This window comes from Massilia sp. Root351, from assembly GCF_001425045.1.
Classification (GTDB): Bacteria; Pseudomonadota; Gammaproteobacteria; order Burkholderiales; family Burkholderiaceae_D; genus Rugamonas.
In genome coordinates, this window is the sequence record NZ_LMDJ01000023.1 from 128,435 (window position 1) to 153,692 (window position 25,258).

Sequence of the window (25,258 nt, forward strand, 5' to 3'; positions counted from 1 at the left end):
TTAGAATGCGCGTTTGATGTTGAAGGAGATGTAGTCGCGGTCGGCCAGCGACTGGGCGTAGCTCAGGACGGGCGTGTTGGTGGCTGGATTGTTCTTCAGGAAGGTGCCGCTGGAGCCGAGGAAGCGCACGTAGCTGATGCCGAACTTCCAGTCCTGGCGGTAGGTGCCGTTGACGCCGATGTTGAAGTCGCCGCCGTGCGAGCTGCCGCCGTTGAAATTGAACACCGCGCGCGAGCGGCCGTCGATGTTGTAGCCGAGGCCGATCGGGATCGAGATGTCCAGCCCGTCCATCACCTGGTAATAGGCCGGTTCGAAGATCACGCGGGCCGAGGTGGCGTCGCGCGTGGTGTTGGGGTCGAGCGAGCCCTGGAAAGCCACGCTGGTGGCGCGGTTCCACGCCAGTTCGCCCAGCAGCGACGCGCCCTGGAAGAAGGGATTGGTCGGCATCACGTAGATGGCGGACAGGTTCATGTGCGCCGTGTTGCCGACCGCGTAGGCCGGGTTGCCGCGGTTGTCGGCGAGCTGGCCGACGCCGGCGCGAGACAGGAAATCGGGCGTGGGATCGCTGACTAGCGGCGAGTTGCGGCGCACCGAGATCTCGGCCGCGACGTTGGCGCCCAGCAGCACGGTGCTGGCGCTGGCGCCGAAGGTGCGCACGCCCTGCGCGTACACCGCCTGCACGGTGGACGGCGCGCCGGGCGGAAACGCGGGGGCGAAGCCCAGGTAGAAGTATGGCGTCTTGTCGTGGTAGCGCGCGGCATACAAGCCGTATTCGACGTCCGAGCCGGCAGGGGTGTACTTGAGCTGCAGGCCTCCCTGGCCGGCGTTTTTCGCCTTCATGTCCGGCACGGTGCGGAAGGCCGGCGCGCCGCTGTCGGTGGGCGCCACCAGGAAGGCGGTGCTGCCGGCGCCGGCCGCGTCGTAGGAGCTGAGGTAGCTGCCCACGCCCGGAATCTGTGTGGCGCGCCATTCGAACTGGTAATAACCGCCCAGCGAGACGTTGGGCAGCAGCTGCAACTGGCCGGAAACCTGGTTCACCGGACGCAGGATCTCCTTGAACTGTGCGCCCGGCACACTGAGCAGCTTGACCAGGTCCACCGGCCCCTGCGCGTTGGCGATGCCGTTGGCCCCGAAGAACAGGCTTTCGCCGTACTGCAGCGTGTGGCGGCCCACCCGCACGGTGCCCGGCAGTGCGCCCAGCGAACCTTTGGCGAAGACGAAGGCGTCCAGCAGCTCGGCGTTGCGGCCATGCAGCAGGCGGGTCCCCTTGGCGAAGCTGTTGCCGCCCTGGCCGGCCAGCGTGACTGCGTTGCTGGCAGGGGAAGCGTTGCCGTTGCTGCGGTTGTAGACGCTGTCGTACCAGCCGGCCGCGCTGACGCGCATGCCCAGCGTGCGGGTGCCGGCGTCGAACTCGGACAGCCAGTCGATGCGGCTGGAGACTATGCCCTTGTTGCGGAAGTTCTGGTTGCCGTCATCCAGGTTGTAGCCGGTGAAGTCGCCGGGCCCGGCCGATGGATAGCCGCCCGCCAGCAGGCCGGCGTCGGCGTCCTTCAGGCGGTAGGCGGCGCTGTATTTGAAGGTGTTGTTCCAGCTGACCTTGAATTCGGGATTGCCGGTATCGAATTCGTGGGCATGGACCGGCAGGGCTGCCATCGCGGCCAGTGCCAGCAGGGTCGGGCTCAGGCGCGTCGTCGCGTGCCGTTTGTTCGCGTGCATGTTGTCTCCTGGTTATTGTTTTTATGGCCGCTGGCGCGCGGCCGGGCGTATCCTCAACGGATCAGATAAAGGTCGAAGCCAGCCCGCCATCCACCGCTAGGTTCACGCCGCTGATCCAGCGCGCGTCGTCGCTGCACAGGAAGCCGATGGCGGCTGCCACTTCGTCCGCGTAGGCCGGGCGTTTCATGCGGTGCGCGTCGCGCTGCACGCGCTCCTGGCCCAGCATGGTTATGAAGTCGCCCAGGATGGGTGTGAACACCGGGCCGGGCGCCACGCAGTTCATGCGCACCGAATGGGCCAGGAACCATTTCTGCGACTGGGCGGCGCTCCACACGATCAGCGCCTCCTTGAAGTACTGGTAGCAGGTGTCGGCCGGCACCGGGTGCGCGTCCAGCCATGCCTGGCCCTCCGCGTAGCCCTGCACGGCGGCCAGCTGCTTGTGCAGTTCCAGCCGCTGCGGCCACTCGGCGCCGAGAATGGAGGCCACGTTGACGATAGCGCCGCCGGCCGGCATGCGCGGCAGCACGGCTTCGGTCAGGTGGCGCAGGCCGAGGTAGTTGACCTTCGCCAGCAGCGCTGGATCGGCGGTGCCGGGCACGCCGGCGATATTGCACAGCGCGTCCACGCGCTGCGGCAACTGGGCGGCGGCGGCATCGATGCTGGCGGTCGACGCCATGTCGACGGCGATAAATCCGTCCAGCGTGAGGCCGGCTTCGTTGCGGTCCATGCCGATCACGGTGGCGCCTTCGAAGCGCGCCAGGCGCGCCACTTCGGCGCCGATGCCGGAAGCGGCGCCGGTGACGACGATGGTCTTGTTGCGTAACTTCATATGCTCTCCTTGTTGGTGTGGTCTGTCGCTTCAGAACGGGTAGCGCGGCGCTTCGGTTTTCACCGTCATCCACTGCCACTGGGTGAACTCGTCCCAGTCGGACGTGCCGCCATGGCGGCCGCCGTTGCCCGAAGTGCCGCAGCCGCCGAAGGGCGCGTGCGCCTCGGCCAGCACGGTCTGGTCGTTGATGTGCACGTGGCCGGCCGGTACCCGGTCGGCGATGAACATGGCGCGCGCCAGCGACGGCGAGATCACGCCGAGCGCCAGGCAGCCGGTGGTGGCCGACGCCAGCGCGATGGCTTCCTGGTCTGTGTCGAACACGGTGACCGAGGCCACCGGGCCGAACAGCTCTTCCTCGAAGCAGCGCATGCCGGGCCGCACGTTGGCCAGCACGGTTGGCCGGTAGAACTGGCGCTCGTAGCTGCCGCCGGCCAGCAGCGTGGCGCCGGCCGCCACGCTGTCTTCGACGATGGCGTGCAGCCGCTGCACCTGGCGCGCGTTGATCAGGGGCCCGAGCGCCACCTGGCCGCCCATCGGGTCGCCCACCGGCAGCGACCTGGCCTTGGCCAGCACGCGCTCGATCACGGCGTCGGCGATGCCGCGCTGGAGCAGGATGCGGCCGGCGGCCATGCAGATCTGGCCCTGGTGCAGATAGGCGCCCCAGGCCACGTTGGCGGCGGCGATGTCGGGATCGGCGTCGTCCAGCACGATCAGCGAGTTCTTGCCGCCCAGCTCCAGCGACATCTTTTTCAGGTTGCGCCCGGCCAGCTCGCCGATGCTGCGGCCCACGGCGGTGGAGCCGGTGAAGGCGATCATGGCGATGTCGGGATGGCTGCACATGGCCTGGCCCGCCTCGGCGGCGCCGGGCAGCACCTGCAGCACGCCCTTGGGCAGGCCGGCCGCTTCGAACACGCGGGCGATCAGCACGCCGCCGCTGATGGGCGTTTGCAGGTCCGGCTTGTGCACCACGGCGTTGCCGGTGGCCAGGGCCGGCGCGATGGAACGGATCGACAGGATCAGCGGGAAGTTGAACGGCGAAATCACGCCGACCACGCCGTGCGGCATGCGCCGCGCAATGCTCATCTGGCCGGCGGCGGAGGCCAGCAGCTGGCCCTTGGGCTGGGTCAGCATGGCGGCCGCTTCCTGCAGGTGGGCGCCGGCTTCGCGAAGCTCCAGGTCGGCCTTGGGGCGGATGGCGCCGGTTTCGCGCACGATCCAGGTGGCCAGTTCGTCGTGGTGTCCGGCGATCACGGCGGCGGCGCGGCGGAAGATGGCGGCGCGTTCCTTGTAGTCGCTGGCGCCCCATGCCGGCTGGGCGGTGCGCGCCTGGCTGGCGGCGCGCGCCACGTCGCCGGCGTTGGCCAGGCCGACACGGCCCAGTTGTTCGCCGGTTGCCGGCTCGGTGAAAGTGTGGACGCCGCCGTGGGCGGCGATCCAGTCGCCGTTGAAGATGCGGTCCTGCCAGACCGCGGGGCGCAAAAGCGCGTTAGCGTCAGTCATGCTGTCTCCTGTTGTTGATGGATGGTGGGGAAGTCGGCCTGTTTGCGCCCGGTGAGCACACAAGTTGCATTCAGGTCCGCTTGCCGTTCTTGCCTTAGCTATTACAAGTTGCGTGCCAGCGCGCCGCAAGGTTTGGCCGCTGCGCCGCAATACGCACGCTGCGCGCTATGAGGACGGCGCCATTCCCTGGCCCGGCGTGGCGCGGCGCAGCATGGGACGAGGCTTCCGGCCGACTGATGAAATGATCAAATGAGAGGATTGCCGATGTATGATTTGGTGAAAGACAAGGAAGGCGGAGACATGAGCAAACCCCATCGCGTATCGCTGGCGGAGGTGTCGCGCGCCACCGGCAAGATGCTGCAGCACGGCGACAGCCAGCACCTGAGCGCCGGCGCGGCGCCCTCGCTGGAGGACCTGACGCAAAGCCTGCACTTTTCGCCGGGCGACGGCCGCATCTGGCTCAACGGCCAGCGCATGCAGCTGCTGCACACCACCTCGCTGGGCGCGCTGCGGCGCGAGCTGCTGGAGAGCATAGGCGCCGAGCGCGCGCGCGGCCTGCTGACGCGGGTGGGCTATTCGGCCGGCGCGCGCGATGCGCAACTGCTGCGCGAGCGCTGGCCGGACGCAGAACCGGGCTCGCTGTTCGCGGCCGGGCCGCGCATGCATTCGCTGGAAGGCGCGGTGAAGGTGGAACCGGTGCATTTCGAGTTCGACTTCGAGCGCGGCACCTACCACGGCGAATTCCTGTGGCACCACTCCAGCGAGGCCGAGGTGCATATGGCCGATTTCGGCATCGGCACCGCGCCGGCGTGCTGGATGCAGACCGGCTATGCCATCGGCTACACCAGCGCGATGATAGGGCGGCTGACCGTCTACCGCGAGATCGAATGCACCGCCATGGGCCACAAGCACTGCCGCCTGATCGGCAAGCCGGCCGACGAATGGGATAACGTGGAGGAAGACCTGCGCTTCCTGAACGCGGAGCCGTTTGTCAGCACCACGGCCTACGGCGGCCCGGGCCAGCACCAGCAGGCGGCCGAGCTGCCGGGAGACGATGGCCGCGCCTACGGCGAAAAGGAGATGGTGGGCGTGTCATCGGCCTTCAACGCGGCCTGCCATATGCTCAAACGGGTGGCGCCCACCGCCGCCACGGTGCTGTTCACCGGTGAGTCGGGCGTGGGCAAGGAGCTGTTCGCCTACATGCTGCACCAGATCGGTTCCCGCAAGGAGCAGCCTTTCGTGGCGGTCAATTGCGCGGCGATCCCGGAAACGCTGATCGAGTCCGAGCTGTTCGGCGTGGAGCGGGGCGCTTTCACCGGCGCCACCCAGTCGCGGCCCGGCCGCTTCGAGCGCGCCTCCGGCGGCACGCTGTTCCTGGACGAGATCGGCACGCTCAGCCTGGTGGCGCAGGGCAAGCTGCTGCGCGCGTTGCAGGAAGCGGAGATCGAACGGGTGGGCGGCGTGCGCAGCGTGAAGGTGGACGTGCGGCTGGTGGCGGCCACCAATGTCGACCTGCGAGAGGAAGTGCGCCTGGGCCGCTTCCGCGAAGACCTGTTCTTCCGCCTGAACGTGTTCCCCATCCGCCTGCCGCCGCTGCGCGAGCGGCGCGACGACATCCCGCTGCTGATGGGCTACTTCATGCGCCACTACGGCCAGAAGCACCAGCGCCGCGTAACCGGCTTCACCGCGCGCGCGGTCGACGCGCTGCTCAACTACCACTTCCCGGGAAATATCCGCGAGCTGCAAAACCTGGTGGAGCGCGGCGTCATCTACGCTGACGAGGATGGTCCGATCGACCTGCCGCACCTGTTCACCAGCGGCGAGGAAGCGCAGACCTCCTATTTCTCGCTGGCGCAGACCGGGCGCCTGACCAGCCACGGCACGCCCGCAACGGCGGAGGCGGAGGCCGCGCCAGGCGGCGCCTTGCTCGATGTGCTGCCGGCCATGTTGCGCCAGCAGGCGCAGCAGGGGCAGGGAGAAGGTCAGGCATGGTCGCTGGACCACCTGGAAAGCACGCTGATACTGGCGGCGGTGAAGCGGGCCGACGGCAACCTGTCGGCGGCGGCGCGCATGCTGGGCATTACGCGGCCGCAGCTGTCCTACCGCATCAAGAAGCTGCAGCAGGTCCAGGAATAGATCACTGCATGTAGATCTTCTGCAGCAGGCGGATCAGCTGCGCGCGCTCGTCGTCGGTGAGCGCGGAGGTGGCGTCCGCTTCCAGCTCGCTGGCGGTCTTTTCCGCCCTGGTGCACATGCTCAGGCCTGCGGGCGTCAGCGCCAGCGTCTGCGAGCGCCGGTCCAGGGGGCTGCGCTGGCGCAGCAGCAAGCCGCGTTCCTGCAGCCTGTCCAGCAGGATGGCCAGGTTCGGCGGCGATACGTTCACCGCATCCGATAGCCGCTTCTGGTTGATGTTGGGATTCGCCTTGAGCAGGCTCAGAACACTGAAATCCACCGGCCGCAGCTGGTACTTCGCCATGCGCTTTTCAAACAGCGGCAGGATGTTGATGTAGGCGCGCCGGCAGTTATAGCCCACCAGGCCGGACAGGGTGCTCTGGTCCAGCGGCTGATCCGCCGCCTCCTGGACGGCGTCGATCAGGTCGAGTTTCTTGTTGGGCTGCTTGGTCATGCCCCGATTCTAGCAAAGATGCCGCACGCCGGCCATCCAAAAGCTTGCAATGTGGCGAAAATGCGTATAGCCTATAATCATTATAAATCATAACTAAATTTCGCAAACCCCACCCATCGAGGAGACAGGATGAAGACCGCCGCAATCGCTACCGCGTTCAGTACTGCGTTCGCTACCGTATTTACGGCCATGCTGGCCGCCAGCCCGGCCCAAGCCCAGGACACCATCCGCATCGGCGTCATCGCGGCGCTCACCGGGCCATTCGCCAACACCGGCAAGCCGTTCGAGGACGGCATCAAGACCTATATGCAGCAATACGGCGACAAGGTGGCCGGCAAGAAGATCGAAATCATCTACCGCGACGACGGCGGTACCAACGTCGACCATTCCAAGCGGGCCGCGCAGGAGCTCATCACGCGCGACCGCGTCAGCTTCCTGATCGGCTTTTCGCTGACCCCGAGCGCCCTGGCGGTGGCGCCCATCGCCACCCAGGCCAAGATGCCGATGATCGTGATGAACGCCGTCACCAACGGCATCACAGCCAAGTCGCCCTACATGCTGCGCACCAGCATGACGATGCACCAGATGACCGGCCCGTTCGGCGAATGGACCGCCAAGAACAAGATCGGCAAGGTGTACACCCTGGTGAGCGACTACAGCACCGGGCTGGACGCCGAGGCGCGCTTCAGCAAGACCTTCAGCGCGGGCGGCGGCAAGGTGGTGGGCACGGCGCGCGTACCGCTGGCCAATCCCGACTATTCGCCCTTCATCCAGCGCATCAAGGATGAAAAGCCGGACGCGCTGTTCTTCTTTGCACCCGGCGTGGAGGACGGTGTCGGCCTGCTGAAGGCTTTCAGCGACAAGGGCCTGGACAAGGCCGGCATCAAGTTCCTCGGCGTGGGCGACATGACCAGCGAAACGCCGACGCTGGAGGCGCTGGGCGACCGCGCGCTGGGCGCGGTGACGGTGCTGAACTACGCCCCCACGCTGGACAACGAGGCCAACAAGGCCTTTCTGAAAGCCTACGCTGCGGCCAATCCGGGCCGTCCACCTGCCACCTTCGTCACCGTGGCGGCGTACGACACCATGGGCATGATCTACGAAACCATCCGCGCGCTGGGCGGCGCCGTCAGCGGCGACAAGGCCATGCAGGCGCTGTCCGGCATGAAGCGCGACAGTCCGCGCGGCCCGATCAGCATCGACCCGGCCACCCGCGACATCGTGCAGAACATGTACATCCGCGAAGTGAAGAAGATCAACGGCAAGCTGGTAAATGAGCCCATCGGCGTGCTGCGCGACGTCAGCCCTAACTGAGGAGAGCGGCCATGACCATCGAACGACGTAAGCCGAAGGGCGCGCCGCTGGCTGCGCTCGGCCTGGCGGCAGCGGCATTGGGCGCCTTGGGCGCCTGCGGCAGCCACAGCGGCGGAGCCGCCCCCGGCGGCGCGGTGACGCTGCCGCAGTTGACCGCCGCCAGCGGCGCCAAGCTGGCCTCCTGCGCTGATTTGGCCGGCAAGATCAATTATCCCAACACGTCCATCGCCAGCACCGCGCCGGTAGCGGCAGGCGTGCTGACGGTAGCCGGCAAGCCTTTGCCCGCGCACTGCCTGGTCAAGGGTGCGATGCACCGGCGCGTCAGCCCTGTGGACGGCAAGGGCTACGCGATCGGCTTTGAAATGCGGCTGCCGGTGGACTGGAACGGCCGCTTCTTCTACCAGGCCAACGGCGGCCTTGACGGCGCCGTAGTCACGGCGTTGGGCGAAGTGGGCGGCGGCGGGCAGCTGGACAACGCGCTGAACCAGGGCTTCGCCGTGATCAGTTCCGACGCCGGCCACGGCGCCGCCACGCCGCTGTTCGGAATCGACCCGCAGGCCCGGCTGGATTACGGCTACCAGGCATCCGGCAAACTGGCGCCGATGGCCAAGAGCGTGATACAGACCGCTTACGGCAAGGGGCCGGACCGCTCCTACTTCGGCGGCTGTTCCAATGGCGGCCGCCACACCATGGTGGCTGCGGCGCGCTACGGCGAGCAGTTCGACGGTTACCTGGTCGGCAATCCCGGCTTCCGCCTGCCGTTGGCCGCCATCGCCAACATCGCCGGCGGCCAGGCCTATGCCTCGCTGGCCAGCACGCCGGGCGACCTGGGCACCGGCTTTACGGCGGCCGAACGCACGCTGGTGTCGAATGCGGTGCTGGGCAAGTGCGACGCGCTCGACGGCGCCACGGACGGGCTGGTGCAAGATACAAGCGCCTGCCAGGCCGCCTTCAGCCTCGAGCGCGACGTGCCCGTGTGCGGCGCGCAGGGCCGCGACGGCAGCTGCCTCAGCGCGGCGCAAAAGACGGCAATCGGACGGCTGTTCTCGGGTGCGGTCACCAGCACCGGCGCCAAGTTCTATTCCAGCTTCCCGTACGATGCCGGCCTGGGCGCCGGCAACTGGGCGTTCTGGAAGTTCTTCAGTCCTTTGCAGCTCGACTCCGGCGCGGTGGCGATGATCTGGAAAGTGCCTCCGGCGGACCCGGCCACCTTCAACGGCGCGGCGTTCGCCCTGGGCGCCAACATCGACACGCTGCTGGCGCAGGTTGCCGCAAGCGACGCCACTTACACGGAAAGCGCGCTGTCCTTCATGCTGCCGCCGCACCTGGCCGACTACAGCACCATCAAGAACCGGGGCGCCAAGATGATGGTCTACCACGGCACCAGCGATGCGATCTTTTCCAGCGACGACACCACCGCCTGGTACGACAATCTGCGCGCCGCGAATGGCGGCGACGCCTCCGGCTTCGCGCGCTTCTTCCGGGTGCCGGGCATGAACCACTGCTCCGGCGGCCCGGCGGCCGACCAGTTCGACATGCTGACGCCGCTGGTCAACTGGGTCGAGAAGGGCCTGGCGCCGGAGCGGGTGCTTGCCAGCGTGCGCGGTGCGGGCAATGCGGGCGGTGCCAATACCGAACTGCCGGCGTCCTGGTCCGCCACGCGCACCCGGCCGCTATGCCCGTATCCGCAGGTGGCGAAGTACAGCGGCAGCGGCAGCATCGAGGATGCGGCGAACTTCAGCTGCAAATAGCGTCCCCGGCGCGCCCGGCGCACCCGGCGTACACAGGGGGCGTCGGGCGCGGAGAGCCATGCCCCGCGCTCGCGGCCCTTACTTGCCCGGGTCCTTCTGGCTGGCGAATTGGTCGAACTCGATGTTGTACACCTCGTTGCCGACCTTTTCGACCTTGCGCACGTAGACCGTCTGCACGATGTCGCGCGTGGCCGGATCGATGGAGATCGGGCCGCGCGGGCTGTTGAGGCGCATGTTCTTCAGGATGGCCATGGCTTGGTCCCCCTCGATCTTGCCGTTCAGCTTGCGCGCCACCTCATAGATCGCGGCCATGCCGTCATAGGCCGCCACGGCCATGAAGTTGGGCCTTCCGCCATCCGGATTGGCGGACGCGAAATTCTTCAGGAAGGTCGCATTCTCGGGGGACTTATGGGCAGCGGAGTAGTGGAACGTCGTGATCACGCCCAGCGTGGCGTCGCCCATCGCCGGCAACACGTGGTCGTCGGTCAGGTCGCCGGTGGCGATCACCTTGATGCCGGCCGCCGCCAGGCCGCGCTCGCGGTAGCCTTTCATGAAGGCGATGCTTTGCTCGCCGGCCGGCACGAAGATGAACACGGCGTCCGGCTTGGCGTCCTTGATGCGCTGGATGTAGGGCGCGAATTCCGGATTGCGCAGCGGCACCCGGATCGCTTCCGTCACCGCGCCGCCGCTTTTCACGAATTCAGTCTTGAAGGCCGCCTCGGCGTCGATGCCGGGGCCGTAGTCCGCCACCAGCGTGACCACTTTCCTGATGCCGTTCTTCGCCGCCCAGGTTGCCATCGGCGCGGAGATCTGCGGCAGCGTCATCGAAAAGCGCGCGATATAGTTGGACTTGGTGGTGATCACCGAAGTGGCCGCGTTCATGATGATCATCGGCTTCCTGGCCTGCTCGGCGATGGGCGCGACGGCCAGCGCCTCGGGCGTCAGGCCGAAGCCCGCCAGGAAGTCCACCTTGTCGCGCACCACCAGTTCCTGCGCCAGCCGCTTGGCGACTTCGGGCGCGGGGCCAGTTGTGTCCTTGAGGATGATCTCGATCTTCTTGCCTGCGACGGAGGCGCCGTGCTGCGCCATGTACGCCTTGATGCCGCCCTCCATCTGCTTGCCGTAATCGGCGAAGGGACCGGAGAAGGCGGCGATCACGCCCACCTTGATGGTGTCCTGCGCTTGCGCCAGCGGCATGGCGCTCCACGCGGCCGCGGCAAGTGTCGCAATTGGTACAAGTTTGCTGATCGTCATGCTGGTCTCCTTGATGTAGTTGTTGACAGTGTATCGCCTGATCCATAGTATCCAATATATGTGCGATTAACAAGCGAATGTTCGGTGATCGCACATTCATGAGTAAGAACCAAAACAATACTGGAGACTGGAATGAAGAAAGCAATCCGATGCGCTGCGGCGCTGCTGGCCGGTGCGGGGGCATCCGCCGCCATGGCGCAAAGCAATGTGACGGTGTACGGCCTGGTGGATACGGGCCTGGTGTACACCACCAACGTCAACGCCGCCGGCGGCAACATGACCAAGATGCCATCGCTGACCGGCTCCTTCCCGTCGCGCGTGGGCTTTCGCGGCACCGAGGACCTGGGCGGCGGCCTGCAGGCCGTATTCACGCTGGAGACCGGGTTGTCGCTGGACACCGGCGCCATGGGGCAGGGCAACCGCATCTTCGGCCGCCAGGCCTCGGTGGGATTGAAGGGCGCCTTCGGCACCGTGACGCTGGGCCGCCAGATCAACATGACCTACCTGGCGATGATCAAGGCCGACGTGCTGGGGCCCAACCTGTTCGCCATCGGCAGCATTGACGCCTACCTGCCGAATGCGCGCAGCGACAACGCAGTGGGCTACCTGGGCAACTTCAACAACTTCGTGGTGGGCGCCACCTACAGCACCGGGCGCGACGCGTCCGCCGCCGGCGGGCCGGCAGCCACCAACTGCCCTGGCGAGGTGGCCGGCAATTCCAAGGCTTGCCGCCAGGTCACCGGCCTGTTCGGCTACGAAGTGCCGGAGTACGGCCTGAACGTGTCGTACGACATCCTGTACGGGAACACCGGCGCCGCCGCCGGCCTGACCAGCAGCAGCAACAGCGACAAGCGCATCACCGTGAACGGCTACCTCAAAGTGGGGCAGGCCAAGATCGGCGCCGGGGTAGTGGACCGCAGTACGAGCGCAGTGACGGGCTTGAGCGAGTCCGACCTGTACTATCTGGGCTTGAGCTACCCGGTCACGCCGCTGGCCACCTTCGACGTCCAGGTGGCGCGCCGCGACACCAAGCGCAGCGCCTCGGACGTGAGCATGCTGGTGGGCCGCATGACCTACTTCCTGTCCAAGCGTACCGCGGTGTACGGCGCGATAGGCCGCATGAAGAACTCCGGCACTTCGGCCGTGGCGCTGGATGCCGGCGGCACCGTGGGCGCGGGGATGACGCAGAACGGCGTGATGGCCGGCCTGCGCCACCATTTCTGACCGGCCTAAGGCAGCAGTATCGAGAGTTCCTGGGCGCCGCGCAGCAGCACCGGCAGGAACTCCTGCTCCAGCTGCTGCACGCTGACGCGCGACGCCTGTGCGCCGACGTTGAGCGCCGCCAGCACCGAGCCCGAGGCGCCGCGCACCGGCACGGCGATGGAACGCAGTCCCAGTTCCAGCTCCTCGTCGTTGATGGCGTAGCCGGCCTGGCGCACGCCGGCCAGGATGTCGCGCAGGCGCTTCTGGTTCACCACCGTGTTCTCGGTCATCGGCTTGAGGCGGGTGGTGGCCAGGTACTGGTCCAGTTCCTTGGGCGGCAGGTGCGCCAGCATCACGCGGCCCAGCGAAGTGCAGTAAGCTGGCAGGCGGCTGCCGGTGTTCAGCGCCACCGACATCACGCGCGAGGTGGCGGCGCGCGCCACGTACAGCACCTCGCCGTCGTCCAGCACCGCCAGCGAGCTCGATTCGTTCAGCGTGCGGCTGATGCTGTTCAGGTAGGGCTGGGCCGACACGGTCAGCGGTGTCGACGACAAGTAGGAGTAGCCCAGGGTGAGCACCTTGGGCCGCAGCGAGAAGTTGTTCAGCTCCGCATCCACGTAGCCCAGTTCGCGCAGCGTGTGCAGGCAGCGCCGCACGGCCGCGCGCGGAATGCCGGTCTTCTGGCTGATGTTGGCGATGGTTTGCGGCTTGCGCGAATCGCTGAAGGCCTGCAGCACGGCCAGGCCGCGCGCCAGCGAGGTCATGAAGCTGGGATCGGTGAGCGCGTCGATCTGCTCGGAGATGGTGGGCTCGCGCTGAGGCTCCGGCTGATGATCAAGTTCGGGACTCGGCTCGCCGGCATTGAGTTTGGTAGTCTTGGGCATGGCGTGATTCTAATGCAGTCGGCGGATTCGATAGGCGTTTTTTTGTTGACCTGCGCAAGAGGGCGTTGCTAAACTGAGTGTGCGATAAACAATCATAAGTGCGGTAATCGCACATGGAGATAAGATGAATCAAGAATACCTCAGTGGATATCCCGGCGGATGCCTCGGCGGGAGGCAGACATGCTAGCCAACTTCGCCGGCGTACTATTTGACGGCATCGCCTACGGCAGCCTGCTGTTCCTGATCAGCGTCGGCCTGTCGGTCACGATGGGCATGATGAACTTCATAAACCTGGCCCATGGCGCCTTCGCCATGCTGGGCGGCTATGTCAGCGTGACCGTGCTGTCGCGCCTGGGCGTGCCTTTCCTGGCCTCGCTGCCGCTGGCCTTCCTGGCCTCCGCCGTGGCCGGGCTGGTGCTGGAGCGGCTGCTGTACCGCCGCCTGTACCAGGCCAGCCACCTGGACCAGGTGCTGTTCTCCATCGGCCTGACCTTCATGTCGGTGGCCGGCGCCACCTGGCTGTTCGGCCCCACGCAGCAGCCGGTAAGCTTGCCGGAATGGCTGCGCGGCCAGGTGCCGCTGCTTGGGCTGGAAGTGGGCGCCTACCGCCTGTTCTTGATCGGCGTGGTGGTGCTGGTCACGCTGGCGCTGGGACTGCTGATCGAACGCACCCGCTTCGGCGCGCAGATCCGCGCGGCAGTGGACAACCAGACCGCCTCCGCCGGCCTGGGCATCAACGTCGGCATGGTGTTCAGCCTGACCTTCGCGCTGGGCTCCGGCCTGGCCGGCCTGGGCGGCGGGCTCGGCATCGACGTGCTGGGCCTGGACCCGACGTTCCCGCTCAAATACATGGTCTACTTCCTGCTGGTGGTGGCCGTGGGCGGGGCCGGCACCATCAAGGGGCCGCTGCTGGCGGCGCTGATCCTGGGTGTGTTCGACGTGGCCGGAAAATACTATGTGCCGCAGGTGGGCGCTTTCGTCATCTATGGGCTGATGGTGGTGCTGCTGATCCTGTTCCCCGCAGGCCTGATCCGGAGGAAAGCATGAACGCCTTTTCCCAAACCGCCGTCAAACCGGCGCCCGCCGCCGAACAGGCGGAAAACATGCATCCGCAGAACCCGAGTGCGAAAAATATGACCCCGCTCCGCTTGCCCAACGACCGCTGGAAGGCGCTCGAAATCGCCTTCTGGCTGCTGCCGGTGGCCGCCTACTTCGCCTTCCCCGGCTACCTGGTGCTGATCAGCCAGATCATGATCGTCGGCCTGTTCGCGCTGTCGCTCGATCTGCTGCTGGGCTACGCGGGCATCGTCTCGCTGGGCCACGCCGCCTTCTTCGGGCTGGGCGCCTACACCGCCGGGCTGCTGTCGGTGCACGGCTGGAGCGAACCGTTCAGCGGCCTGCTGGCCGGCGCCGCAGTGGCGGGGCTGGCCGGCTTCGTGATGTCCTTCCTGGTGGTGCGCGGCCAGGACCTGACGCGCCTGATGGTCACCCTGGGCATCGGCCTGATGCTGTTCGAAGCCGCCAACAAAGCCTCCTTCCTCACCGGCGGCGTCGATGGCTTGTCCGGCATGGTGGTCGGCAAACTGTTCGGCGTGTTCGAGTTCGACCTGAACGGCAATGTGGCTTTCTGTTACAGCCTGGCCGTGCTGTTCGTCGTGTTCGTGGTGCTGCGCCGGGTGGTGAACTCGCCCTTCGGCCTGAGCCTGATCGGCATCCGCGAGGGCGCGCGCCGCATGCCTGCGCTGGGCGTCAACGTCAACCGCCGGCTGGCGGCCGTGTTCACGCTGGGCGCCACCGTGGCCGGCCTGGCCGGCGCGCTGCTGGCGCAGACCACACAGTTCGTGGGCCTGGACTCGCTGGGCTTCCCGCGTTCGGCCGAATTGCTGATCATGCTGGTGCTGGGCGGCACCGGCCGCCTGTACGGCGCGCTGATCGGCGCCGCCGTGTTCATGCTGGCGCAAGACTATATTTCCGGCCTCAATCCGGCCTACTGGCAGTTCTATATCGGCCTGCTGCTGGTGGCCATCGTGCTGTTCGCGCGCGGCGGCATCCTGGGCGGGCTGGAGAAGCTGGCCGCCCGTTTCACACGCAAGGAGCAGCCATGAGCATGGAGACGAACATGAGCACGAGCGCGAACGCCGACATCACGCTGCGCACCGAAGGCCTGAGCAAGCGCTGGGGCGCCTTCGCCGCGAACAGCGATGTCAGCCTGAGCTTCGCGCCGGGCGCGCGCCACGCGCTGATCGGCCCCAATGGCGCCGGCAAGACCACCTTCATCAACCTTCTGACGGGCGGCCTGATGCCCAGCGGCGGCAAGGTCTACCTGGGCGGCGAGGACATTACGCAGCTGCCGCAGCACCAGCGGGTGCAGCGCGGCATGACGCGCACCTTCCAGCTCAACACCCTGTTCGCCGGCATGACGGTGCTGGAGTCGGTGGCGCTGGCGATCTGCGAGCGGCGCGGCCTGCAATCGGTGTGGCACAAGACGGTGGCCAGCCTGACCGACGTGATCGACGAAGCCATGGCCTTGCTGGTCACGCTCAAGCTGGCCGACCAGGCCAACAGCGTCACGCGCAGCATGGCCTACGGCAAGCAGCGCCTGGTGGAGATCGCCCTGGCGCTGGCCACCAAGCCGCGCATCCTGCTGCTGGACGAGCCGGCCGCCGGTATTCCGCAGGCGGAGAGCAAGGAACTGTTCGAGGTGCTGGCCCAGCTGCCGCGCGACGTGACGGTGCTGTTCATCGAACACGACATGGGACTGGTGTTCCGCTTCGCCGACCGCATCACGGTCATGGTGGGCGGCAAAGTGCTGACCGAGGGCACGCCGGCGGAAATCGCGGCCGACCCGCGCGTCAAGGAAGTTTATCTGGGGGAGGCCGAACATGGCTGAATTGCTGGCGCTCGACAAGGTTACTGCCGGTTACGGCGAATCCATCGTGCTGGAAGACGTATCGTTCGCCCTGAGCGAGGGCGACAGCCTGGCCCTGCTGGGCCGCAACGGGGTAGGCAAAACCAGCTTGCTGGTGACGCTGATGGGGTTGACGCGGCTGCACGGCGGCGCCATCCGCTGGGCCGGCGCCGACATCGCCCGCATGCCCACCTACCGGCGCTCCCGCGCGGGACTGGGCTGGGTGCCGCAGGAACGGCATATGTTCCCCTCGCTGACGGTGGAGGAGCATTTGACGGTGGTGGCGCGTTCCGGCCGGTGGAACCTGCAGAAGATCTACCAGCTATTCCCGCGCCTGTTCGAGCGCCGCAGCAACATGGGCAACCAGCTGTCCGGCGGCGAGCAGCAGATGGTGGCCATCGCGCGCGCACTGATGACCAATCCGCGCATCCTGCTGCTGGACGAACCGATGGAGGGCCTGGCGCCCATCATCGTGCAGGAGCTGGTGAAGGTGATCCGCCAGCTGGTGCGGGAGGAGGGCATGTCGGTGATCGTGGTGGAACAGCACGCGCGGCTGGCGTTGTCGCTGACGCAGCGCGCCATCGTGCTGGACCGGGGCCGCATCGTGCACGACTCGGACAGCGCCAGCCTGCTGGCCGAAGGCGACAAGCTGGACCGCCTGGTGGCCGTAGCCTGATCTACTTCGGCTTGTAGATGCCGGCGCCGACGGTGTACTTATCCTCGGCCTGGCGGATATAGGAAGTCTTGTTTTCCAGCGCCTTGGTGACGGGATTGACCCAGACATAGTCGACCCAGCCGGGTTTCTTTGACTGGGCCACTTCCCGCATCTGCTGCACGAACTGCTTGCCGTCGGCGTCCTTCAGCTGGGACATGTCCTTGCCGTTCATGCGCGGCGTGGTGGCATGGCACACCATCATCATTTGCGCGTCCTGCACGAACACATACAGGTCGCCCTGGATAAAGCCGGCCCTGGGATCGGCGAAGTCCTTGCAGGCTTCCTCGATGCCTTTCTTCTGGATGGTGGCCACGGCCTTGTCCACCAGCGCGATGGCGTCGGCCTTGGTGGCGTTTTGCGCGGACGCGGGCAGCGCGGCGGCCAGCAGCCAGGCGCCGGCGAGGTGGGCGAGCGGGGAACGATGCATGGTGTCTCCTTGTAGTGTGGGAACGGCGGTCCTGCCCATGTATATTGCACCAGAATCGCCGTGCCGGAACCGTTTCGTGTGGTCCTTTCCGTTGTTTTACGGCACCAGTTTGAGCGCCGTTTCGGCCGGCCGCACCCGCCCCGGCTACCCCCCGATTCAATTGAATCACTCTTGCCACGAAGCAGTAACTCAGGTTTAATGCCCGACGGAACATAGTAATTTATTAATTTATCCGTTTTTGCATGTATGTCGAGGGCTGGGCCAATGTCTGTGTTGCAAGAAAATTTTACTCAAGATAAACGAATTCTTCAGTTGATCACGCCGCTCGGCCCACAGCGCCTGCTGGCGGAATGCCTGCGCGGCGAGGAAGCGCTGAGCCAGCCTTACTCGCTGACAGTGACGGCGCTGTCGACCGACGCCACCATCGCGCTGAAGTCGCTGCTGGGCCAGCCGGTGCTGCTGCAACTGATGACGGCCGCCAGCCGCGAGCAGCTGCGTCCCTTCCACGGTCACGTGACGGGCGCGCGCATGCTGGGCGCCGACGGCGGCCTGGCGCGCTACGAACTCAGCATCGGCCCCTGGTACGCCTTCCTCGGCCTGGGCCGCGACAGCCGCGTGTTCCAGGACATGACCGTGTTCGACATCCTGGACGCGCTGTTCGGCGGCTGGGCGAACCCCGGCCGGCTGGTGCCGCAGTGGCGCTACGACGTGGCCGACCGCGCCTTGTACCCGAAGCGCTCGCTGACCTGCCAGTACCAGGAATCCAGCCTGGCTTTCGCCGAACGCCTGATGCACGAGGAGGGCCTGTTCTATTACTTCGAGCACGAGGGCGCGCCCGGCAGCCCGGCGCTGGGCGGCCACACCATGGTGATTGCGGACCACAACGGCAGCTTCCAGCCGAATGCCCAGGCCAGCGTGCGCTTCACCCAGCCCGGCGCGGTCATGAAGGATGACGCCATGGACCGCTGGCGCAGCGAGTTGAACTGGAAAGTGGGCGGCGTGGAAGTGGCCAGCTGGGACTACCGCAGCACCGGCATGCGCCCGGTGAGCGCCGGTGCCGGCAACGCAGCTGGTCCCGCCAGCCGGGATACGCCCGGCGCCTATGCCTATGTGTCGCGTGAACACGGCCAGCGCATTGCCGACCGCCAGGCCGAAGCGCTGGCGGCAGGCCAGGCCATCTATACCGGCGCCGGCACCGTGCGTACGCTCAGTCCCGGCACCACCTTCACGCTGGACGAGGGCGTGCATGCAGGCGAGGGCGAGAACAGCTACGCCATCGTGCGCGTGGTGCACCTGGCGCACAACAACTTGAGCAGCGAAGTGCGCGAAGCCGCGCACCAGGCGCTGGGCGCGTGCGCGCTCGCCGCCGCGGTGCTGCGCGAGCAGCAGCAATCGCTGGGCGGCCTGCACGCGGTGGGCAGCGGCAAGGGCGAGCGGCCGCTCTACCGCAACCGCGTCGACGCCATCCCCAGCGCCGTGCCATACCGCCACAGCGGCCGCGATGGCCACGGCGTGCTGTTGCATCCCAAGCCCACCGCGGGCGGCCAGCAGACCGCCATCGTGGTCGGTCCGCCGGGCGCCGTGATCCACACCGACCGCGACCACCGCATCAAGGTGCAGTTCCACTGGCAGCGCGGCGAACAGAGCCACAGCCGCCTGGCCCATCCGGCGCCGCAGGGCGACAGCGGTGCGCCCGGCGACGACAGGGCGGGCACCTGGGTGCGCATCGCCACCCCGCTGGCGCCGGTTGCCGGCACCAACTGGGGCTCGGTGGCGGTGCCGCGCATCGGCAGCGAAGTGCTGATCGATTTCATCGACGGCGACATCGACCGCCCGGTAGCGATCGGCAGCCTGTACAACGGCAGCGGCCAGACCGATGCGCAGCACAACAAGGTGGGCCAGGGCGCTGGCGCCGCCACCGGCAATGCGCCGCCCTGGTTCCCCGGCGAGGCCGGCGCGCACGCCCATCCGGCCGCGCTGTCCGGCATCAAGTCGCAAGCCATGCAGGCCAGCCAGAGCGGCACCGGCGCCTACAGCCAGCTGGTGTTCGATGACCATGCGGGCGAACCGCGCGTGGCCCTGCAGCGCCACGCCGCCGCGCACGCCGGCACGGACGAACTGAACCTGGGCCACTTGCGGCACCAGTCCGACAACCAGCGCCTGGCCCCGGCCGGCTTCGGCGCCGAACTGAAGTCCGCGCACAGCGTGGCGCTGCGCGCCGGGCAAGGCATGCTGCTGACGGCCGATGCGCGCCAGGGCGCCACCGGCCAGCAGCTCGACTCGCGCGAGGCGCAAACCCAGGTCGAGCAAAGCTGGCAGCTGCAGCAGCAACTGGCCGGCACGGCGCAGCAGCACAACGCCAAGCTCAAGGACGAGCCGGAACCGGCCAAGCTGGACGCGCTGGCCCAGATGGGGCACAGCGCCGAGGTGCTGCGCGCCAGCGGCGCCGGGCAGGGCGGCGAGGCCGGCGGCGCAGGCCAGGCCACGGCCTACAGCGAAGCGCACCTGCAACTGTCCAGCCCGTCGGGCATCGCCGCCGCCACGCCGGCCAGCGCCATCGTGGCGGCCGGCGGCACGGCCAGCATCACGGCCGGGCAGGACATCAATTTCGCCGCGCAGGGCAACGCCTGCAACCTGGTCAAGGACGGCATCAGCCTGTTTACCTACGGCAAGGCGGGCAATGCCAGCAAGCCGAACCAGGAAACCGGCATCCGGCTGCATGCAGCCAGCGGCAAGTTCAGCATGCAGAGCCAGAACGGCCCCACGCGCGCCACGGCCGACAAGCTGATCACCGTGGCCAGCACCGCCAAGAGCGTATCGGTGGCCGGCAAGACCCACGTGCTGCTGACCGCGCAGGGCGCCTACATCAAGCTCGAGGGCGGCAACATCATGCTGCACGGCCCGGGCACAATAACCTTCAAGGCCAGCATGAAGGAGCTGACCGGGCCGCAGAGCTCGAGCAGCAACCTGGCGCTGCCGCCGCTGGGAAAACTGGCGGAATGTCCTTCCAAACAGGCGGAAGCGGCAGGTGGAGGCGCCAGTGCCATCTAGGCTGGAACAACTGCGTGCCGGCGTTGATGCGTTGACCCCGCTTTTCGTACTGGTGGATCCCATGGCCGGCGAGCCCCTGTCCGGCATGGGCGCTCCCGGCACGGCCGCAGAGGCGCAGGCGCTGCGGGAACAGGCATGGGACAGGGAAATAGCGCCGGTGCCGCTGGCCGGCACGATCGCCTTGCCCCCGCGCCAGCACCCGTATCTGGTGCAATTGCGCGGTGCGGACGACCCGCTGCTGGAGGCCACCCTGGAATTGGCGGAGGAGGAACGGCTCGCCGCGCAGTCCAAAGGTCTGGACGGCGAAGGCCGGGCGGTGCACCGCATCGGCGGCTGGCTGCAAAGCAGCATGCATTTCGAGCAGCTTGGCGCGCGCCTGTCTGCGCTGTGCCGGGTGAACACCGATGCCTATACCAAGGCCACCTATCTGCGGCTGGCCGACCGGCGCGCGCTCGACCTGCTGTGCCACGTGGCCGGCGAGCACCGCGTTGCCAGCCAGCTTGGCCGCGTGCAAAGCTGGACCTACCTCGACGCCTTCGGCGCACTGCGCCGCCTGCGCTCGCCCGGCGAGCTGCCGCAGCCGCTGCGCCTGGACGCGGCCGAATGGCGCCGGATGGAAGGCGGCGAGATGCTGCACCGGACCATCGCGCAATGGCTGGGAGAGCTGAGCCGCAAGGACGGCGCCACGCCCCGGGAGCTGTACCCGGCCGCCGGTGGCGCGGTGAGCGAGGCTGCCAGCGCGGCGCGCAAGTGGCCGCACCGCTTCCAGAACAGCAGCGACCAGGTGGTGTGGGCCACCCTGTCCCTGCTGCACCCGGAGCTGGCGCGGCTGCCTGGGGTACAAGCGCTGCTCGACGATCAGGGCACGCAGGACGAGCCTCCAGAGCCCCTGCGCTACCTGCACCGCGATCTCGATGCCATCGCGCTGCGCGCCGGCGCCGCAAAATCTATGCAAATCGACAGAAATTCAGGAACATCATGGTAACGAACACAGGCTGCGACGTCTGCAGGAAGAGCTCCCTATCGCTATTGTTTTTGCGGCCCAGTCCTATAGCAAAAAGTAAACTGATTGCCGCCACCGGCGCCGACAAAGTCGCGGCCGACGCTGCCGTCACCGGCGGGCTGCTGCCCATGCCCTTGCCCCGCCAGTCGCGCTTTGCCTTGCGGCTGCTGCGTGCAGGCTATGTACACATCTATGTGGAGAGCCCGCCGGCCGGCGTGCCGAACTGGCTGGTCTACCGGGTGACGGAGCACGCCGATCTGGTGCCGGAAAGCCACGAGCTGTTTTCGCAGCCGGACGCGCCGGTGCCATGCAAGCGCCCTGAGCATATCGCCACGGGCATGAAGGTCGCCGGCATTCCGCAGGCGCACAAGATCAAAGAGCTGTGGGTGGCGTACAGCGTTGCATTGTGGAGCGACAAGCTGCGCGACAAGAACAAGGCGGACCCGCTGGTGATGCAGAAGATCTCGCTGCAAAGCTGCGGGCCGAACAGTTTCGTGCCGACGGCCGATAGGCTGAAGGAGCAAGTGCTCGAGTGCGCGCTCGGGACGCTGAAGATTGACGGCGCGACCGACCACGATTTTCCATTCAACAGCATCGCCGGCAAGGTGGACGAGCTGGCGGCCAACTTGACGCTTGCCGCCGCCAAGCATCCCAAGACGGCGGGTAAGGAAATGGCGATCGTGCTGCGCGACCCGGTGGGCATCGCCACCGAACTGAATGCCCTGCGGATACGCAGGAATAGTTTTGTCAAGAGAGAGATTGAAAAGCCGGAAAATCTGCACCCGCTGAACAGCTCCCACACCGTGCTGGGGTTAAAACAAAGCCTGGTTGACGAGGCCGATCTCACCAGCTACGACGATGTCAGTCCTTTGCGCACGAAAAAGTCTTTCGATGCTCAAAGGCACTTGTGGCCGAAGGACGCCTACGCCAGGCCCCTGACGGAAGAGGAAAGGCAGACGCTGATTCGCAGTACGCAGTGCCGTGGTGCACTTGGTAACTTCCTGTTGTCCGGCTACCAGTCGGCCTTTGAAAAGGAAGAACTGGTGCGTGTGGTTTTCGCGGACCACGACGCACGGGCTGCCGCCTGGACAGAGAAAAAGGCCAAGAAGAACTGGGCCAAGTTCACCTCGTACTACGACGAGGAAGAGCGGGCGGCGTGGGTCAAGCAGTTCGAAGCGAAGATGAAGGCGGACCACTATGACCCGATAGAGCTTCTGGAGCAGGACTGGTTCGCCGCCACACGGGATGCGCAGACCTTGACGTACTTTGCGCGGCATTTTGACTCGAATGTGTGCAGCCTTCCTTATTCTTCCGAGAACAGCAGGATAAACGAGCCGGGTCCGTTCATTGTCGGTCCGGTGATGAAGCGTTACGCCGCCTTGCTCGACCTGCCGATAACCGCAGAGGATTCAGTGGCGCTGCGTGCCATGGTGGGCAATATGGACCGGATGATCAAGCAGGTCCATGTGCAGTTGACTGGCGACCCCGGTGCCGAAGGCATGCGTGACAAGACGTACGATCTTGTCAAAGGCTTTAGCGAACTGCAAAAAGCCAAGAACGTCATGGGCTCCCATGGCTGGCTTGGCCACTCGCTGGCGCTGTTCAGTGTCGGCCAGCTCAGCGCACTGAGTGGGGCCGCACTGGCGCTCGCGTCGCACGCGGGAAATAAGACAGGCGCGACCGCCAGCATGCTCGGCAAGCTTCAGAGTTTGTCCCTGGTGCAAAGTGCGCTGGAAATTGCGGTGGAGGGCGCGTTGAAAGGCAACGCACCGAAATTGCCGGTGCTGGTCACGATGAAGGTCAACGCCGACGACGCGCTCGCCATTTTCGCGGCGCGGTCAGGCCAGCCGCTTGGCATCAGCAAAACGCGCATCAAGAAGGCGCGGGCCAACCACACCAAAATCCAGTTGACGTTGCTGACCGACACGGATGCCATCAAGGCAGCGAACGGCAAGGTAGCCGACGTGGCCAACAATCCCGCTGCCGGCACGGTCAAGATGGGTAGCGCCGCCACCACGGCAGCGGTCGCGAAAGCCGGCAGCTCGGTATTCACGATGTCGGAAGAAACGTTCCTGCAGCTGTACCAAGGCCAGGCCAGCACAGCCGCAAAGTCTGCCAATCTGATGCGCTCCGCATTGCCCAATATGGCGCAGAGCGCGACCGGCTCGCATATGGTGGCGGTAGCGAAGACGCTCGATGCGCGCCTGGCGCTGGCCAGCATGGTGATCCAGACGATAGGCGTGATGAACGGCCTGGCAGCGGTGAGCAATGCAAAAGACGAATCGGCGGCGATCGATGCGAATTACGGCATGATGGATAGCGTGTTCGGGTTTACCGGGGGCGCCCTGGCACTGTGGACCGTTGCTGCTGAGATAGATATTTCAAAGCGGTTGGGCCCGGCGGCCGCCAACCTCAGTGTGAAACTGGCCTTGTTGCGGATCGCGGGCAATTTAACGGGTGTTGCAGGGGGCGCGATTAATGCGATTGCTTCCAGGAAGAAAAGCAAAGACCAGGCTGAGCTTGGAAATACGCTGGTTGCCGACCTGTACACAATTTCGGCGTACGCGTTCGCAGGCACGGGGGTGACCTCGGGCGCGCTGACTATCGGTGCCGTAGCAGGCGCGCTCGAGACACGCGCAATCGGTGGCGCGGTGGTCAGAACAGTTGCGACGCGGCTTGCGGCCAACGCGGTTCTTGGCACCGTCGCGGGAGTAGGGTTGACGGTATCGGGTGTCGGTTTGCTGCTGCTTGGCGCCGGCGTTGCGATTCAGGTCGCTGCAATTGTGCTGACGCCAAATGAACTGCAGCGATGGCTGGGACGAAGCTACTTTGGCCGGGATGGCGGTTTTATAGTCCAGGGGAAAAGAGATGACATGTTCGCCAAAGGCGACTGGAGAGCAGAGCGGGCAGCGCTTGATGAGGTAATGAAAAACACCGCGGAGGAGCAGAAGGCTGCGATTGCGCAGGCAAATTCGGGGTGCAGCACATGAGCGCCGATAACACCGGGAAGACGGGCAATGTGTCCGGTGTCCTGCATCGATTCGAGCGCAGCCGGAGAGCATCGGAACATGGGGTGGCGCTCGGTTTGATAAAGAACGTTTTTGACGACGCGATTGAATACACCGCCATAGCTCCGGGCATGAGGGGCGTGGTGATGCTGGGCGGGGTCCTGATTGCGGCCTTTGCGTTCTGGTTCGGCCAGCTCTTCTTGTTTGACATACTGGAGAGAGGGAAGTTTCGGCTGTTCGAGATTTTTGCCGTGTTCTGCACATCCCTGTTCTTTATATTCGGTGCCTATTTCGGCATCAAGTACATCCGGTTCGAGCTATTTCGACCTGAAGATGAGCCGACGATTTTTGACAGGAAGAACCGTAAGGTTTACCGGATTTTCCGGGAGACCTATTCGGGCTTCCGGGGCGTTCTCAGTCGGTGGCCAACCAAGACTGCCGAGTACGATTGGGATCTCATCGACGCCGAGCATCACGCTGCGGTAAGCACAACCGGCTCGACGATTGCGCGGCAACACGGCCTTATCTTTGTGGTGCGGACCAGCGCCACCGATCCGACGCCGATGGACAGTTTTGCGATCGGCAACAGTACGCTGATGGGGGAGGTGACCGTTCCGGCTGCGTGGGAGCATATCCGGCGCTTCATGGAAGAAGACGGCCCGCACTTGCCGCCGGGTGAAGTACTGGCGCGGGCCAGCAGCACGGCATCGTTTTGGCAGTGCATGGCGTCGGCCGGACCCTACGGCAAGAGATTTCGCATCTGGTGGCGCGAGCAGAAGGCGATGATGGTACTCGGGCTGATCTTCTTCCCCATCGTCTTTCCTCTCATGACGCTGGTGGGCATATTCAGGTGGCTGAGCTACAAGACGGCCGCGCCAATCAAGTGGTCGCCTTCAGTACGCGCGGCAATCGGGGCAGCGTGACACTGTGGGCATGGACGGGCGCATTGGAAACCCGCGCCAACAGAACGGCAACGGTTTGGCATTGCATGGCCGCCACAGGACCCTACGGCGCAAATTTTCGCAATCGACTGGGCGCTGTCGGTGAGGGCTGCGATAGGCGCCGGGCG

19 protein-coding genes are annotated in these 25,258 nt (G+C 66.1%); 12 read left to right on the plus strand and 7 right to left on the minus strand.

Going from position 1 to position 25,258, the window contains the following annotated elements:
- The 3 genes from ASD15_RS17775 to ASD15_RS17785 all read right to left on the minus strand — a co-directional run bounded on the left by ASD15_RS17775 (window position 1) and on the right by ASD15_RS17785 (window position 4,045).
- Complete coding sequence (locus tag ASD15_RS17775) at window positions 1-1,716, minus strand: DUF1302 domain-containing protein (RefSeq protein WP_057156320.1); 1,716 nt, start codon at window positions 1,714-1,716, stop codon at window positions 1-3.
- 61 nt (window positions 1,717-1,777) lie between these two features.
- On the minus strand, window positions 1,778-2,545 hold the full coding sequence (locus ASD15_RS17780) for a coniferyl-alcohol dehydrogenase (protein ID WP_057156321.1): 768 nt from the start codon (window positions 2,543-2,545) through the stop codon (window positions 1,778-1,780).
- Window positions 2,546-2,575: 30 nt separating this feature from the next.
- Window positions 2,576-4,045, minus strand: a complete 1,470-nt coding sequence (locus ASD15_RS17785) for a benzaldehyde dehydrogenase (protein WP_057156322.1) — start codon at window positions 4,043-4,045, stop codon at window positions 2,576-2,578.
- A gap of 300 nt (window positions 4,046-4,345) precedes the next feature.
- Here ASD15_RS17785 and ASD15_RS17790 point away from each other — a divergent pair, with 300 nt between their 5' ends.
- Entirely contained in the window at window positions 4,346-6,181 is a 1,836-nt protein-coding gene (locus ASD15_RS17790; RefSeq protein WP_057156741.1) for a sigma-54-dependent Fis family transcriptional regulator, read from the plus strand.
- 1 nt (window position 6,182) lies between these two features.
- Here the strand turns inward: ASD15_RS17790 and ASD15_RS17795 are convergent, their stop codons facing one another.
- On the minus strand, window positions 6,183-6,671 hold the full coding sequence (locus tag ASD15_RS17795; protein WP_057156323.1) for a MarR family winged helix-turn-helix transcriptional regulator: 489 nt from the start codon (window positions 6,669-6,671) through the stop codon (window positions 6,183-6,185).
- A 129-nt stretch (window positions 6,672-6,800) separates the two neighbouring features.
- Here ASD15_RS17795 and ASD15_RS17800 point away from each other — a divergent pair, with 129 nt between their 5' ends.
- Both ASD15_RS17800 and ASD15_RS17805 read left to right on the plus strand, forming a co-directional pair.
- On the plus strand, window positions 6,801-7,985 hold the full coding sequence (locus ASD15_RS17800; protein ID WP_057156324.1) for an ABC transporter substrate-binding protein: 1,185 nt from the start codon (window positions 6,801-6,803) through the stop codon (window positions 7,983-7,985).
- Window positions 7,986-7,996: 11 nt separating this feature from the next.
- Window positions 7,997-9,736: a tannase/feruloyl esterase family alpha/beta hydrolase gene (locus ASD15_RS17805; protein ID WP_057156325.1), complete on the plus strand. Its 1,740-nt coding sequence runs from the start codon at window positions 7,997-7,999 to the stop codon at window positions 9,734-9,736.
- A 78-nt stretch (window positions 9,737-9,814) separates the two neighbouring features.
- Here the strand turns inward: ASD15_RS17805 and ASD15_RS17810 are convergent, their stop codons facing one another.
- Complete coding sequence (locus tag ASD15_RS17810) at window positions 9,815-10,933, minus strand: ABC transporter substrate-binding protein (protein WP_373888192.1); 1,119 nt, start codon at window positions 10,931-10,933, stop codon at window positions 9,815-9,817.
- Between the two features lie 189 nt (window positions 10,934-11,122).
- Here ASD15_RS17810 and ASD15_RS17815 point away from each other — a divergent pair, with 189 nt between their 5' ends.
- Window positions 11,123-12,214: a porin gene (locus ASD15_RS17815; RefSeq protein WP_057156327.1), complete on the plus strand. Its 1,092-nt coding sequence runs from the start codon at window positions 11,123-11,125 to the stop codon at window positions 12,212-12,214.
- Between the two features lie 5 nt (window positions 12,215-12,219).
- On the opposite strand, the gene ASD15_RS17820 is transcribed toward ASD15_RS17815, so the two are convergent.
- On the minus strand, window positions 12,220-13,077 hold the full coding sequence (locus tag ASD15_RS17820) for an IclR family transcriptional regulator C-terminal domain-containing protein (RefSeq protein ID WP_057156328.1): 858 nt from the start codon (window positions 13,075-13,077) through the stop codon (window positions 12,220-12,222).
- A 180-nt stretch (window positions 13,078-13,257) separates the two neighbouring features.
- Here ASD15_RS17820 and ASD15_RS17825 point away from each other — a divergent pair, with 180 nt between their 5' ends.
- Genes ASD15_RS17825 through ASD15_RS17840 form a run of 4 tightly spaced genes read left to right on the plus strand, consistent with a single transcriptional unit; the run spans window position 13,258 to window position 16,661 of the window.
- Window positions 13,258-14,124, plus strand: a complete 867-nt coding sequence (locus ASD15_RS17825; protein ID WP_057156329.1) for a branched-chain amino acid ABC transporter permease — start codon at window positions 13,258-13,260, stop codon at window positions 14,122-14,124.
- Entirely contained in the window at window positions 14,121-15,182 is a 1,062-nt protein-coding gene (locus tag ASD15_RS17830; protein WP_057156331.1) for a branched-chain amino acid ABC transporter permease, read from the plus strand. The genes ASD15_RS17825 and ASD15_RS17830 overlap by 4 nt, the downstream gene beginning before the upstream one ends.
- 14 nt (window positions 15,183-15,196) lie before the next feature.
- Window positions 15,197-15,967: an ABC transporter ATP-binding protein gene (locus tag ASD15_RS17835; RefSeq protein WP_057156742.1), complete on the plus strand. Its 771-nt coding sequence runs from the start codon at window positions 15,197-15,199 to the stop codon at window positions 15,965-15,967.
- Complete coding sequence (locus tag ASD15_RS17840) at window positions 15,960-16,661, plus strand: ABC transporter ATP-binding protein (RefSeq protein ID WP_057156333.1); 702 nt, start codon at window positions 15,960-15,962, stop codon at window positions 16,659-16,661. The genes ASD15_RS17835 and ASD15_RS17840 overlap by 8 nt, the downstream gene beginning before the upstream one ends.
- 1 nt (window position 16,662) lies before the next feature.
- Here the strand turns inward: ASD15_RS17840 and ASD15_RS17845 are convergent, their stop codons facing one another.
- The gene (locus ASD15_RS17845; RefSeq protein ID WP_057156335.1) at window positions 16,663-17,127 is read right to left on the minus strand and encodes a cache domain-containing protein; all 465 of its coding nucleotides are present in this window, start codon (window positions 17,125-17,127) and stop codon (window positions 16,663-16,665) included.
- Window positions 17,128-17,391: 264 nt separating this feature from the next.
- Here ASD15_RS17845 and ASD15_RS17850 point away from each other — a divergent pair, with 264 nt between their 5' ends.
- The 4 genes from ASD15_RS17850 (at window position 17,392) to ASD15_RS17865 (ending at window position 25,112) form a co-directional block, all read left to right on the plus strand.
- Entirely contained in the window at window positions 17,392-20,178 is a 2,787-nt protein-coding gene (locus ASD15_RS17850; RefSeq protein WP_082551919.1) for a type VI secretion system Vgr family protein, read from the plus strand.
- Window positions 20,179-20,239: 61 nt separating this feature from the next.
- Window positions 20,240-21,163, plus strand: coding sequence for a hypothetical protein (locus ASD15_RS17855; RefSeq protein WP_157201002.1), 924 nt, complete (start codon window positions 20,240-20,242; stop codon window positions 21,161-21,163).
- Window positions 21,157-24,171, plus strand: coding sequence for a T6SS effector BTH_I2691 family protein (locus ASD15_RS17860; protein ID WP_057156340.1), 3,015 nt, complete (start codon window positions 21,157-21,159; stop codon window positions 24,169-24,171). Before ASD15_RS17855 ends, ASD15_RS17860 begins: the two co-directional genes overlap by 7 nt.
- Window positions 24,168-25,112 (plus strand): DUF6708 domain-containing protein, encoded by a 945-nt coding sequence (locus ASD15_RS17865; protein WP_057156342.1) that lies wholly within the window; start codon window positions 24,168-24,170, stop codon window positions 25,110-25,112. The genes ASD15_RS17860 and ASD15_RS17865 overlap by 4 nt, the downstream gene beginning before the upstream one ends.
- Window positions 25,113-25,258 lie beyond the last annotated feature (146 nt).

Excerpts from the sequence above, each read along its gene's own strand:
- ASD15_RS17835 (WP_057156742.1), top strand. The coding sequence starts at position 15,197 with ATGAGCACGAGCGCGAACGCCGACATCACGCTGCGCACCGAAGGCCTG.
- ASD15_RS17805 (WP_057156325.1), top strand. The coding sequence starts at position 7,997 with ATGACCATCGAACGACGTAAGCCGAAGGGCGCGCCGCTGGCTGCGCTC.
- ASD15_RS17845 (WP_057156335.1), bottom strand. The coding sequence starts at position 17,127 with ATGCATCGTTCCCCGCTCGCCCACCTCGCCGGCGCCTGGCTGCTGGCC.
- ASD15_RS17865 (WP_057156342.1), top strand. The coding sequence starts at position 24,168 with ATGAGCGCCGATAACACCGGGAAGACGGGCAATGTGTCCGGTGTCCTG.
- ASD15_RS17855 (WP_157201002.1), top strand. The coding sequence starts at position 20,240 with ATGGCCGGCGAGCCCCTGTCCGGCATGGGCGCTCCCGGCACGGCCGCA.
- ASD15_RS17785 (WP_057156322.1), bottom strand. The coding sequence starts at position 4,045 with ATGACTGACGCTAACGCGCTTTTGCGCCCCGCGGTCTGGCAGGACCGC.
- ASD15_RS17860 (WP_057156340.1), top strand. The coding sequence starts at position 21,157 with ATGGTAACGAACACAGGCTGCGACGTCTGCAGGAAGAGCTCCCTATCG.
- ASD15_RS17780 (WP_057156321.1), bottom strand. The coding sequence starts at position 2,545 with ATGAAGTTACGCAACAAGACCATCGTCGTCACCGGCGCCGCTTCCGGC.
- ASD15_RS17795 (WP_057156323.1), bottom strand. The coding sequence starts at position 6,671 with ATGACCAAGCAGCCCAACAAGAAACTCGACCTGATCGACGCCGTCCAG.
- ASD15_RS17850 (WP_082551919.1), top strand. The coding sequence starts at position 17,392 with ATGTCTGTGTTGCAAGAAAATTTTACTCAAGATAAACGAATTCTTCAG.
- ASD15_RS17790 (WP_057156741.1), top strand. The coding sequence starts at position 4,346 with ATGAGCAAACCCCATCGCGTATCGCTGGCGGAGGTGTCGCGCGCCACC.
- ASD15_RS17830 (WP_057156331.1), top strand. The coding sequence starts at position 14,121 with ATGAACGCCTTTTCCCAAACCGCCGTCAAACCGGCGCCCGCCGCCGAA.
- ASD15_RS17775 (WP_057156320.1), bottom strand. The coding sequence starts at position 1,716 with ATGCACGCGAACAAACGGCACGCGACGACGCGCCTGAGCCCGACCCTG.
- ASD15_RS17800 (WP_057156324.1), top strand. The coding sequence starts at position 6,801 with ATGAAGACCGCCGCAATCGCTACCGCGTTCAGTACTGCGTTCGCTACC.
- ASD15_RS17810 (WP_373888192.1), bottom strand. The coding sequence starts at position 10,933 with ATGCCGCTGGCGCAAGCGCAGGACACCATCAAGGTGGGCGTGATCGCC.
- ASD15_RS17840 (WP_057156333.1), top strand. The coding sequence starts at position 15,960 with ATGGCTGAATTGCTGGCGCTCGACAAGGTTACTGCCGGTTACGGCGAA.
- ASD15_RS17815 (WP_057156327.1), top strand. The coding sequence starts at position 11,123 with ATGAAGAAAGCAATCCGATGCGCTGCGGCGCTGCTGGCCGGTGCGGGG.
- ASD15_RS17820 (WP_057156328.1), bottom strand. The coding sequence starts at position 13,077 with ATGCCCAAGACTACCAAACTCAATGCCGGCGAGCCGAGTCCCGAACTT.
- ASD15_RS17825 (WP_057156329.1), top strand. The coding sequence starts at position 13,258 with ATGCTAGCCAACTTCGCCGGCGTACTATTTGACGGCATCGCCTACGGC.